At 46.8% G+C, this 12,415-nt stretch carries 8 protein-coding genes; 5 read left to right on the top strand and 3 right to left on the bottom strand.

From position 1 onward, the window contains the following. Positions 1 to 185 precede the first annotated feature (185 nt). Both FGB90_RS10760 and FGB90_RS10755 read left to right on the top strand, forming a co-directional pair. A complete protein-coding gene (locus tag FGB90_RS10760) occupies positions 186 to 1,574 on the top strand; it encodes an aspartate aminotransferase family protein (protein WP_246056151.1) in 1,389 nt (462 codons plus the stop codon). Positions 1,575 to 1,609: 35 nt separating this feature from the next. After that, positions 1,610 to 2,461: a MurR/RpiR family transcriptional regulator gene (locus FGB90_RS10755; protein ID WP_138810847.1), complete on the top strand. Its 852-nt coding sequence runs from the start codon at positions 1,610 to 1,612 to the stop codon at positions 2,459 to 2,461. A 288-nt stretch (positions 2,462 to 2,749) separates the two neighbouring features. Here the strand turns inward: FGB90_RS10755 and FGB90_RS10750 are convergent, their stop codons facing one another. The 3 genes from FGB90_RS10750 to FGB90_RS10740 all read right to left on the bottom strand — a co-directional run bounded on the left by FGB90_RS10750 (position 2,750) and on the right by FGB90_RS10740 (position 8,228). Next, a complete protein-coding gene (locus FGB90_RS10750) occupies positions 2,750 to 4,726 on the bottom strand; it encodes a TRAP transporter permease (RefSeq protein ID WP_138810846.1) in 1,977 nt (658 codons plus the stop codon). 677 nt (positions 4,727 to 5,403) lie between these two features. Continuing rightward, entirely contained in the window at positions 5,404 to 6,387 is a 984-nt protein-coding gene (locus tag FGB90_RS10745) for a TAXI family TRAP transporter solute-binding subunit (protein WP_281280042.1), read from the bottom strand. A 464-nt stretch (positions 6,388 to 6,851) separates the two neighbouring features. Further along, the gene (locus tag FGB90_RS10740; RefSeq protein ID WP_138810845.1) at positions 6,852 to 8,228 is read right to left on the bottom strand and encodes an MATE family efflux transporter; all 1,377 of its coding nucleotides are present in this window, start codon (positions 8,226 to 8,228) and stop codon (positions 6,852 to 6,854) included. 148 nt (positions 8,229 to 8,376) lie between these two features. On the opposite strand from FGB90_RS10740, the gene FGB90_RS10735 reads away from it, so the two are divergent. The 3 genes from FGB90_RS10735 to FGB90_RS10725 all read left to right on the top strand — a co-directional run bounded on the left by FGB90_RS10735 (position 8,377) and on the right by FGB90_RS10725 (position 12,412). Beyond that, a complete protein-coding gene (locus FGB90_RS10735) occupies positions 8,377 to 9,249 on the top strand; it encodes an AraC family transcriptional regulator (RefSeq protein WP_138810844.1) in 873 nt (290 codons plus the stop codon). Between the two features lie 481 nt (positions 9,250 to 9,730). Next, the gene (locus FGB90_RS10730; protein ID WP_138810843.1) at positions 9,731 to 11,035 is read left to right on the top strand and encodes a sugar ABC transporter substrate-binding protein; all 1,305 of its coding nucleotides are present in this window, start codon (positions 9,731 to 9,733) and stop codon (positions 11,033 to 11,035) included. A 69-nt stretch (positions 11,036 to 11,104) separates the two neighbouring features. Further along, on the top strand, positions 11,105 to 12,412 hold the full coding sequence (locus tag FGB90_RS10725; protein ID WP_138810842.1) for a sugar ABC transporter permease: 1,308 nt from the start codon (positions 11,105 to 11,107) through the stop codon (positions 12,410 to 12,412). The last annotated feature ends 3 nt before the right edge of the window (positions 12,413 to 12,415 follow it).

Here is a 12,415-nt window from a genome sequence, read left to right as displayed (position 1 = left end):
TGTATACCAGATAAGTATAGCAGTGATTATTTGATTTGGCTAACTTTTTTGAATCTTCAAACATTTTTGGAGTATATCATTCATTTTTAAAAATGGGCGAAATTTTCTCTTCAAGTACAAGCTTATATAGCATATAATGAAATATATATTTCAAAAAAATGAAGGAATGGAAGGATGAAGATCCTGTGGCAATTCATCGGTTTTCACACCCTTTGCCCATGTACCTGGAACGGACGAAGGAATCGTACCGGCTGCAGACGGAAGGAAGAGATCATCTTCCTGGTGGGGTGACGGCGAACATTAAGCACTTTGCTCCGTACCCGATTGTCATGAAACACGGTGAAGGAGCAGAACTGACAGATGTGGATCAAAATAAATATGTAGATTTCCTGATGGGTTACGGTTCTCTGGCACTGGGACATGGTCATCCGGCGGTTACAGGCGCCATTGGCAGGCAAATGCAGACAGACGGTACATGTTTATTCGGGACACCCCATGAACTGGAATTTAAGTATGCCGGGAAGATCAAAAGCTACTTCCCTTCCATGGAACGGCTTAGATATACCAATTCCGGAACTGAAGCTACTCTTCTTGCCCTGAGACTGGCATATGCATATACCGGGAAAACAAAGCTTGCTAAGTTTGAAGGGCATTATCACGGCGGATACAATGAAGTGCTTTACAGTATCAACCCCGATACTGCAAGGGCAGGAAATCCGGATGAGCCGAGATCAGTTCCGGAATCTGCCGGCCTTCTGCCCGGAGGGGATGAAAACACCATCATTCTGCCGTTTAACAATATTGATGCGACAGAGCGGATCCTGAGGAGAAATCAGAACGATCTGGCTGCGGTTATGATTGAGCCGGTTCAGGGAGGGTTTATTCCGGCAGATGAATCCTTTATATCCCGTCTGAGGGAAGTGACAGAGGAACTGGGGATTGTGCTCATCTTTGATGAAGTAAAAACCGGGTTCCGATCTGCTCTGGGAGGTGCCCAGCAAAGCTATCAGGTGACACCTGATCTGACCACTCTGGGAAAAGTGATTGGCGGAGGTTTTCCTTTTGGAATCGTAGGAGGAAAAAAAGAGATTATGGACATCTCCAGCCCCAAAGCGGGGAGCGATGTATTCGATACACTTCAGAGCAGAAATTCATCTTCTGAGGACACACTGTTTCACAGTGGCACCTACAATGGTCATCCCATGATTCTCGCTGCAGGTCTTGCCGTTATAGAAGAGCTTGAAAAGTCCTATGCTGCGGCACTTCAGTTTACAGACCACTTTAGAAAAGAGCTTTCGGCCTTTTTTGCCGCAAAAGGTCTTCCGTTCCAGACAGCCGGAATGGGTACAATCTTTAATCTGATCTTTTCGGCTGAAGAGGTCCGTAACTACCGTGATATGCAGAAAGCTGACCTCGGTTTCAGAAAGGATCTGGATCTTCACCTGATAAATGAAGGAATTTACACGAAGCCGCTGAATAGATACAGTATAGCGACTGTTCATACCGATCGGGAACTCGCCAGAACTATGGATGCTCTGCACAACATCTTTAACCACAGACTGGGCGGTTCCTAGGACAGACCGCAGCATGACTCAGGGAGGCATCAATAATGTATGAGAGTGAAGTATATGACCGCATTTTGAACCGGCAGGATACAATGAGTAAATCACATAAAAAAATTGCCAGCTACCTTGTGGAAAACCGTGAAACAGCACCTTTTCTGACAGCTTCAAAACTGGCAAAGCATGTTGGGGTCGGTGAAGCGACTGTTATCAGGTTCGCTTTCTTTCTGAACTACAAGGGGTACCCGGATCTGCAGCGGCATCTTCAGGAATCGATGCAGAGAAAAATGACTTCTGCAGAAGTGCTTGCAAAAACAACAGAAGACGGAACACCTGAAGATGTGGTTACAGAAATTCTCGGAGATGATATTCATAACCTGCAGACGACTCTTGAACAGCTGAACACCCGTCATTTTGAAGAAGCGGTACGGCAGATTATCGAGGCGGAGAACATTTATATTATCGCGTACCGAAGTGCAGCAAGTATTGGGAGCTTTCTGGAGTTTTATCTCGACATGGTTCTGCAGAACACCGAAATGATTCGACAGGGTGACGGCGTTTCGGAACATCTGCTTGATATAAAGGAAAACGATCTGGTAATCGGATTTGGTTTTTCCAGATATACAAAGAGGACCGTGGAAGTGCTCAGGTACGCAAAACAGCGAGGGGCGAGGACCCTCGTAATTACCGATCATTATATGAGTCCGCTTGTTCCTCTCGGGGATCTGAAATTAATTACCGCTACGGAGATTAACTCGTTTATCGATTCGTTCTCTGCACCTCTCAGTATCGTCAACGCCCTGGTAACAGCTGTCACCCGGGCAGAGCATGTAAAAGTGGAAAAGCGGCTTCATGAGCTTGAAGGGCTGTGGGAAAACTTTGATGTATTTGAGGAATAGACGTTTTCTTCATCGTCAGGAGAATTGGAGGATACAATAGAAAACCCGCACCGCCCCTCATAAAAAAGGGCAGTGCGGGGTTTGGTTTTTCGTAAGGCTTTTTTCGTAGAGATTGTTGTTTATTACGCTCCAGGCGGACGCTTTCCGCGGGCAGGGCCTGGAGCCTCTCGGGAAAATCGCCCTGCGGGGTCTTCGACTCCTGCTCTTCCCGCAGGAGTCGCCACCCTCCGTTCCATCATTTATAAACCAAAAGCAATAATTTATCCGAAAAACAGCTTTTCGTAAAGATTAAGCTGTAGCTTCCTCATTATTACTGTCACGCTTGCGCTTGCGAAGGAACTGGATCAGTCCTACAAGAAGAAGCAGTACAAGACCGGCACCGGAGATGGTGAGGTTTTCAGGAATAATGAGCATTACACCTGCTGTAAACAGAAGAATCCGCTCGTACCAGTAAGGGCGGTCCATGAAATAGCCCATCATACCGGCACTCACTGCAACCATTCCGATCACGGCTGTAACAAGAACCGGTGCCAGCGTTACAAACGTGGCGTCCTGCAGAAGGAGAACCGGACTGTAAACAAACACATAAGGAATGATGAAGGCAGCGATAGCCAGTTTTAAGGCATTGACTCCCGATTTCATTGGATTCGCTCTGGCAATTCCGGCACCGGCATAGGCAGCCAGACAGACCGGCGGCGTAATGTCAGCCACAATACCAAAGTAGAATACGAAGAAGTGGGCAGCAACCGGTGGTACACCGAATTCAATAAGGGCCGGAGCTGCCATGGATGCCGTAACTACGTAGTTGGCTGTTGTCGGCAGACCCATACCTAAAATGATACAGGCAATCATTGTAAAGAAGAGAAGCATAAACAGACTGTCACCTGCAAGGTTTAAGAGAGCACCGGCAATTTTTCCGCCAAGACCCGTAAAGACAACGACTCCAACGATAATACCGGCACTTGCACAGGCAGCAATTACCGGCAGGGCGATCCGTGCACCCTGTTCAAGTGCACTGACGATGTCGCGCGGCCCCATCCGTGTATCTTTCCTGAACGTGGAAACAAGGAAGGCTGTACCGATACCAGTAAGAGCTGCTGCTGTCGGTGTAAACCCGCTTACGAGCATAAATACAATCGTAAACAGCGGCAGAATGAGGTCCATTCGTTTCAGAATCCCCTGCAGTGTAGGCAGTTCCTTTTTCGAAAGGCCGCGGATCCCGTAACGTTTGGCTTCAAAATGCGTCCCGAGTATAACACCGGTAAAGTAAAGGGCGGCAGGAATAATACCGATAATAATAATATCGCTGTACGATACGTCACTGATGTATTCAGCCATGATAAAAGCGGCAGCCCCCATGATCGGAGGCATAATCTGTCCTCCCGTGGAGGCAGAGGCTTCCGTAGCAGCCGAGAATTCCGGACGGAACCCGGCACGCTTCATCATGGGAATTGTAAATGAACCGGAACCTACAGTGTTGGCAACAGAACTTCCTGTTACTGTTCCCTGAAGAGCAGAGGCTGCAACTGCTGCTTTCGCTGTTCCGCCTGTAAATCGTCCTGTCAGTGCGAACGCCAGATCGTTGAAGAACTGGCCGACCCCTGTTTTCGTCAGCATTACGCCAAAGAAAAGGAAGAGGAAGATATAGGTTGAGGAAATCTGGATCGGAATTCCGAATATGGCTTCTGAAGTGTAGAACAGTCGCCGGGAGATGCCTTCCCAGTTGAATCCTCCATGACCAAAGCCATAAGGAAGATTATTTCCAAACATTGCATAAACAATGGCAAGTCCTGCGATGATTACTATGGGAAGACCGACAGCCCGTCTGGTTGCTTCGAGCAGAAGCAGTATTCCCACGGTCGCAACAATAATGTCAAACGTAGTAAACGTGTTGAAATTAATGGCGACCCTGATGTGATCGTACTGGTATACGATATAATAGACACTTCCCATGGCGAGAAATGCAAGGATTATATCATAAAAGGGTATCCCTTTCTTTTTAATGCCGTTTTTTGTAGCGGGATAGAGGAGAAAGATAAGTCCCATAGCTGTTCCCAGGTGGACGGCTCCCTGCATCAGCGAAACAAGCGGCCCGTTCATAGGGGCGGCTCGGTACAGGTGAAAGACCGTCAGGGAGATGGCAATAAAAGCGATAATCCATTTCCATTGGCCGAGATTTGTCCGGTACGTTGATTCTTTGTCGTACTTTGCCAGCAGTTCTTTCCGTTTCTGGTCATCCATTTGTTCTTTTGTTACATCTGCCATACAATCACCACCTTGATATTCATCCGAATAAAAACCGACGAAAAAGTAGGAGGATGTTATTGTTTTCCTGCTTTTTCGTCGGCATTCCGCTGTTCGTGCGGATCATCCTGCTACCCTGTGCACACTGCGCTGAGTGGACCCGCCGCAGGAGGGCGGATTATATTATGTCTGTGTTAAAGAGCAGTCGGAACAGTACCTTTTAAAAGGCTGTTTTAGGAAAGATTGTTGTTTTTCTACGTTGCAGACCGACGCTTTCCGCGGGCAGCACCTCAGCCTCCTCGGGAAAATCGCCCTGCGGGGTCTGTGGCTGTTGCTTTTCCCGCGGGAGTCGCGGCCTTTCGCTCCGAAATTAATAATACCAGCAGCAACAATCTTTACGAAAAGCTGTTTTAGGAAAGATTGTTGTTTTATTCCGCTGCAGGCGGACGCTTTCCGCGGGCATCGCTTCAGCCTCCTCGGGAAAAACACCCTGCGGGGTCTTCACCTGATGCTATTCCCGCTGGAGTCGCCGCCTTTCGCTCAATAGTTAATTTGTTCAATAGCAACAATCTATACGAACACAGCTTTTCGAAAAGAACTTTTTAAAGGGTAAATAATTTCAGTCCGCATGTCCCCGGGAAGGACAGGCTCATCGTTCTTAAAAAAGGCCGGACAGAGTGTCCGGCCGGATTATTTACTTAGTCGAGGTAGCCCTGCTCCTCAAAGTATCGTTCAGCACCAGGGTGCAGTGGAAGTCCGTCAGAACCGTTCATAATGTTCTCCGGGGCCAGCTGTGGTCCCTGAGCGTGTGAAATACTGTCATAGTTCTCATAGAGAGCCCTGACGATTTCATAGCCGAGGTCTTCGTCAATGGCGTCTGTTGAACCAATAAGAATAGCGTACGCTGTCATGGCCATAACCGGCTCGTCCATGAAGTCGTAGGAATCAGCCGGAATTTCCATGCTCTCATAACCGCTGTTCTCTTCAATGTAATCAAGAGCTTCATCGGAAAGAGTCAGGAGTTCGATATCACGCTGAACGGAAAGTTCTTCTATTCCGCTGTTCGGCAGGCCAAGAAGGCCGAAAGAAGCGTCAAGGCTTCCATCCTGGATACGGCCGGATGCGTCACCGAATCCTTCTTCATATGCATTATAATCATCGTCACTGAGTCCGTAAGCTTCAAGAATGAGGCGGGCTGCTTCACGGGTACCTGACCCTGTCGGCCCAATGGCAATGTCCATTCCCTCAAGGTCCGCTACAGATTCGATACCGGCATCGGCACGGACAACGATCTGCATAACTTCAGGATAAATATGGCCCATAAAACCAAAGTTATCCACTGTAATTCCTGCTTCTTCAAACTCACCTGTTCCTTCAACAGCATCAAGAGCAGGAAGGTGTACACTCATCCCGAGCTCAAGATCGCCGCTTCCGATGGAGGTAATGTTTTCAACAGAAGCACCGGTTGATACAGCACTGAGATCGAAATCCTCATAGCCTTCAACGTTGGAATTGATAACGTTTGCCATTTCCTGGCCAAGCGGGTAATATGTACCGCCTGTACTTCCGGTACCAATTTGCAGGTTGGATACATCTGCTTCACCGTCTCCGCCATCACCGCAGGCTGCAAGAACCATTCCTGTTGCCGCCACTGAAGCAGCAAGAGTAAGTACTTTTTTCAATTTTATTTCCCCCTTTTTTTGAAAATAAAATATTATGTTTCATACTAACAAATGAATAAAAATTGTTAGTATTACTTAATACATTTAAGCAGAAAACCGGATGCTTGTCAAAAGATATTGGAATCCGGCCATCATGGTGAACCAGGGCAGATCTCCCATACCCCGAAGCATAGGGAATTAACGGGAATTGTGCTGAAGACTTTGCGATCGTAATCGACAGAATCGGCACCTGTCCCGGGTGAAAAGCATCGTGTATAAATGATGTATTTTTATACATAGGGATTAATGGTGTATAAAACATTATGCACAGTTGGTTTCTTTTACCCCCGGCTGAAATAATTAAACATTAACTGGAAATGACGGAGAACTTAAAAAAGCAGCACGGTTCTGAGGTTCTGAGATCCCGTGCTGCTTTTCTGAATATGGAAACCGGTTATTATAATAGGAAGAAAATAGTTTCCACATTAGGAGCCTGCGGCCTTTCCTGAATCCGTTTTTCCTGAGGTGAAGCCCATTCTCTCCCATTTTCGCCCTTTCCAGCGCCTTAGCATGAGGAGGCCGCGCAGCCACTCGTCTGCAATGAAGGAGAGCCACACACCGATCAGACCGAGCCCAAACACAAGGCCTGCAGTGTAGGAAATGGTAACAGAGACACCCCACATTGAAAGGATTCCAATGTAAACAGGGAATCTTACATCTCCTGCAGCTCTGAGGCAGTTTATCACAATAAGATTAAATGTACGTCCTGGTTCAAGAATAATTGTAAGAAGAAGCAGAATGCCGCCAATTTCAATAATATCCGGATTATCCGTAAAGATGGACAGGATCGGTTCACGGAATACAGCAAACAGAGAGGCGGCTCCAATGCTGAGTCCCATTCCGATCCAGAGACTTTTCATGCACCTTTCATAAGCTTCACGGTATTTTCCTTCACCAACGAGGTGGCCGACAATAATCTGCGTACCCTGGCCTATGGCAACGGCAAACAGAAGAATAAACATCATAATATTTGTAACATAGACACGGGCTGTCAGCTCTGCTGTTCCCATTGCAGCGATAAAGATGGTAATCACGAACTGGGACATATTGTAGGAGAGATGCTCACCTGCTGACGGGATTCCGATTTTAAGAAGCTGCTGAATTTCAGGCTTTGGAAATGAGCGGAAAACAGCGGCAAAGGGGAGCTCACCGTTTACACGCCTGTACAGAAGAAATCCGAGAACGATAAAGCCGATGGTCCGGCTTCCCGCTGTACTGATCGCCACTCCTTGGGCACCGAGGGATGGAAATGGCCCCGGCCCGAAAATAAGCAGATAGTTTCCGATCACATTAAGTACGTTCATTCCGAGCGTGACCCACATGACATCCTTTGTGAACCCGTGACTTTTTACAATAGCGCCTGCAGTCATGATCAGGGCCTGAACGAAGGCGAAGCCGCCGACGATCCGCAGGTATACAAGAGCCATATTCATAAGTTCGGGGGGAAGATTCATTGCCCCGAGAATCTGGGGAGCAAAACCAAAAAGAATAAGACTGAGCGCAAGACCGAAAACCAGATTCGCAGCGAGGGAAACAACCGCTATTCTGCCGGCTTCCCGCTCCTGCCGGGCCCCGAGATACTGGGCTATGAGAATTGCCGTCCCCATGGCAACGAACCCGAACATCACAATGATGACACTCATAATCTGATTGGCAACTCCAACAGCAGCTACTGCCTGGTCATCATACTGGCTGAGCATAAGGGTGTCCGCATTTCCCATTAACATATGAAGAAAGATCTCTATAAATATGGGCCAGGTAAGAGCGAAGAGGGTAAGTTTTTTCTTTTTATCTGTATCCATAAATGCCTCCATGTCTCCGCTGTTTTCAATATAATTAACGTTTTGTGGACAAAAGCGTATTTTGCTATATTTATCTTATCGGTCAAAGACTTTGTTTAATAGTCATAAACACGATAATATAAGGACAAAAACGATGTGAGGTGAAAAGGTGAAAACAATAAGAGCAAAAATCCCGCCTTTGCCTGTCTTTATTAAGGGTGGGAAAGGAAGTTTCAGGAAAGGTCAGAAACATTTCTCCAGAACGTTTGAGGTATTTGATCTTCTGGCTGTAAAAAAAGGAACATTATATATGAAGGAAGAGGGTGTTTCCTATGAAGTAAAAGAAGGGGAATACCTCATACTTGTACCCGGAATTAAGCATGGAGGATGGAAGGAGTGTACAGAGGACACCGAGATCTACTGGATTCATTTTAAACTGCCGGGTTCATACGAAACGGACAGGCTGAAGGATTTTGACTGGTCGGATATATTGAAAAAGGAAAGTACTTATACGGAAGAGGCCATTTTCGAGCTGATAATCCCTACGTACGGGCAGATCCATAATCGAAACCAGTTTGAAACGATGATGGAACGGCTTAACAGTCTCAATCTGTCAGGTGCCCCTGCTGACCAGCTCCAGCAGCAGGCGCTTTTTTATGAATCTCTTCTGTTTCTTCAGCGGGAAGCAGTACGTCTGCCCACCAGTGCAGAACAGGTAGCCAGTGAGGCAATCCGGTTTATCCACCGGCATTACAATGAGCCTGCTTTAAAAGTGGAAGGAATAGCAAGGGCACTGCTGTATCATGTGGATTACGTGGCCAGATGTGTGAAACGGACCACTGGACTTACCCCAGGCCAGTATATTAACCGCTGCAGGATTGAACGTGCCAAGGAAATGCTGTTATCGACGGAACTGGATCTTGAAGCAGTTGCCGCAGAAGTAGGTATATTGGACCGCAGCTACTTTTCAAGGCTGTTCAAAAAATACGAAGGGATCACTCCGACAGCGTTCCGAAGTATGCGGGTGAAAAGGGAGTGGTGATCCTTTTTAACAGTAAAGTGCGCAACCGCTTGCAATATAGTATTGAGGTATAGAAAAACCATCCCTGAAACACTGGTAAACTACTGATATAAAGGTGTTCACAAGTACCGGAAGTTATATCAGTAAAAAAGTAAGCGGTTACAGAAATTTATATAAAAAGGGTTGTATTTCTAATAGAGTGCCTATATAATAAAATTGTAAAGCAGGTGCAAACGATTTCACAGAGTAATTTTCATTCTGTGAATTGTTTTTGCCCATATTGTGCAAACGGTTGTCTCACCTCTTGCACTCACAGCAGAACCTGGGCCATACGACCCTGTATGAACTGTGTAAGGTTCAGATCCTGCCCTGTGTGAAAGCGCTTCAGTATTCGCTGAGATAGGAAGTATTCACGCATCAGGGAGGCCGCTTATAGGAGTGCATTATGACAGACAGATGAGTGCACAGTACTTACACATACTTATTTTAAGGGGGAAACACAATGTTTAGAGCGAAGTTTTTGACACCGGCAGCAATTCTTGCCCTTTCTGTCGGTCTTGCAGCCTGCGGCGGTGGAGATGATGCCGAGGAAACTCCTGCAGACGACCAGGACACCGGTACAGAAGAAAACGGTGACACTGCCGAGGGAGATGGCGAAGAACCTGAAAAACCAGAATCACTTTCTATATGGGTAAACGATGAAGATTCCCAGCTTGATGCTCACGAAGAGTTTGCGGACCGTTTTGAGGACGAGCATGGTATTGCAGTTGAAATTACTCCGTTCTCCATGCTTGACCAGACAGAGGCGATCAGCCTTGATGGTCCGTCCGGTCAGGGTCCTGACCTGTTCTTCCAGCCGCATGATCGTATGGGAGACATCGTGCTTCAGGGTCTTGCAAGAGAACTTGATCTTACTGATGATCAGGCAGAGCGTCTTGCAGAATACAACGAGGAAGCCGTAACATCTTTCAGCTATGAGGGAGAACAGTATGGTATTCCTGCAGTAGTTGAGACCTACGCGCTTTTCTATAACACAGATATTGTTGAAGAAGCCCCTCAGACTGTGGATGAACTGATGGAAATAGCTTCAGAACATACAGACCGCAGTGCAGACGAGTACGGATTTCTTATGGAAGCTACAAACCTCTATTTCGTATACCCGTTCCTGACAGGTGCAGGCGGATACATCTTTGACCAGGATGAAGACGGTGTTTATAACACAGAGGACATTGGTCTTAACAACGAAGGTGCTGTACAGGGTGCTGAACTGATTCAGTCCTGGTTTGAAGAAGATTACATGCCTACTGGTGTTGATGGAGAGGTTATGAACGGTCTCTTCCAGGATGGGAAAGTCGGATCGGTTATCACAGGTCCATGGGCAATCCCTGACTACCGTGACGCCCTTGGTGACAGCCTTGCTGTAGCGATGCTTCCTGAGTGGAATGGCGATCAGCTGAACTCCTTCTCCGGTAACAAAGGATGGCTCGTATCCGAGTACTCCGAGCATCATTACTGGGCTACTGAACTTGCACTATTCATGACGAATGCAGAGAACTCCGAGCATTACTTTGAGGTTGCAGGTGAGCTTCCTGCACACACGGCTGTAGAAATCGATGACGAATTCATGGGGCCGATCTTTGATCAGACCCAGGTTGCAGAGCCGATGCCGAACGTACCTGAAATGAGCCAGGTATGGGAGCCGGCCAGTGATGCACTGCAGTTTATTTCCCAGGGTGATGATCCTCAGGAAGTCCTTGACGAAGCTGTAGAACAGATTCGCGAGCAGATTGCGATCATGGGTCAATAAGACAGTTAAAAGATGGGATTGGGGAAGCAGTTCTCCAATCCCGATTCTTTAAAGCAGGAGGACGCAACTATGGCTACTAACGATAATCAACCAGACGTAAAGATCGTGAATGAAAAACACAATCCAAATGTAGCTGCATTGCTTTCAATCATTCCAGGTTTAGGGCAAATGTACAACAGACGGTGGTTTAAAGGTGCGACCTTATTCATTCTCTTTGCGGCTTTTCTTCTGGTTTTATTTGAATTTATTACAGATGGTCTTCAGGGACTTGTAACGCTCGGTGAGATTCCCCGTGAGGATGACTCCCGTATTTTCCTCAGTTACGGTATTCTGTCTCTGATTTTTCTTACCTTCTTTATTACTTTTTATGTAGTAAATATAATTGACGCACGTAAGGACGCAAAGAGAATTCAATTAGGCTGGACCGTTCCCGGGATAAAGGAAGGTTTCAGAAACGCCTGGGACACCGGATTCCCTTATTATCTTATAGCACCTGGACTCTTTCTTCTTATCTTTGTTGTTATTTTTCCGCTTCTGTTCATGGTTGGACTGGCTTTTACAAACTATAACCTTTACAATGCACCGCCGAGAAACATCCTGGACTGGGTGGGATTTGATAACTTTGTAAGACTCTTTACGATTTCGGAGTGGCGCAATACCTTCTTCAGCGTATTGTCCTGGACACTGATCTGGACGTTTGTTGCGACTACGCTGCAGATTGCTCTTGCTCTATTCCTTGCGATCCTTGTCAACGATGCACGAGTTAAAGGGAAAAAACTTATTCGTACTGTATTTATTCTTCCCTGGGCTGTACCCGGGTTCGTATCCATTATCATTTTTTCCGCTCTGTTCAACGATAACTTCGGAGCAATTAACCGTGACATTCTGGAGCCTCTTTTCGGATCAGGTCTGCCATGGATGAGCGATCCGTTTTTTGCCAAAATAGCCCTGATTATGATTCAGGTGTGGCTCGGGTTCCCGTTTGTATTCGCACTGTTCACCGGGGTACTCCAGAGTATTTCCAGTGACTGGTACGAAGCGGCTGACATTGACGGCGCGAACCGCTGGCAGAAATTCAGGAACATTACGTTTCCGCACGTCATGTTTGCCACGGCACCGCTTCTGATCATGCAGTATTCCTTTAACTTTAACAACTTTAATATTATCTATCTCTTTAACCAGGGTGGACCGCCTGTACGGGGGCAGGTCGCCGGAGGTACCGACATCCTGATCTCGTGGGTGTACGGGCTGACATTTGAAACACAGCAGTTTAATATGGCTGCTGCAATCTCGATCATTCTTGGCCTTCTGGTAGTTACATTCGCCTTCTTCCAGTTCCGCCGTTCAAGATCGTTTAAAGAGGAGGGGCAGATATAATGA

Origin of the sequence: Alteribacter natronophilus (genome assembly GCF_006007885.1) — a bacterium.
Classification (GTDB): Bacteria; Bacillota; Bacilli; order Bacillales; family Salisediminibacteriaceae; genus Alteribacter; species Alteribacter natronophilus.
This window is presented reverse-complemented; position numbering and strand designations above follow the sequence as displayed.

Bases quoted from the DNA above. Each gene is read 5' to 3' on its own strand.
- FGB90_RS10755 (WP_138810847.1), top strand. From the start codon at position 1,610: ATGTATGAGAGTGAAGTATATGACCGCATTTTGAACCGGCAGGATACA.
- FGB90_RS10750 (WP_138810846.1), bottom strand. From the start codon at position 4,726: ATGGCAGATGTAACAAAAGAACAAATGGATGACCAGAAACGGAAAGAA.
- FGB90_RS10740 (WP_138810845.1), bottom strand. From the start codon at position 8,228: ATGGATACAGATAAAAAGAAAAAACTTACCCTCTTCGCTCTTACCTGG.
- FGB90_RS10730 (WP_138810843.1), top strand. From the start codon at position 9,731: ATGTTTAGAGCGAAGTTTTTGACACCGGCAGCAATTCTTGCCCTTTCT.
- FGB90_RS10725 (WP_138810842.1), top strand. From the start codon at position 11,105: ATGGCTACTAACGATAATCAACCAGACGTAAAGATCGTGAATGAAAAA.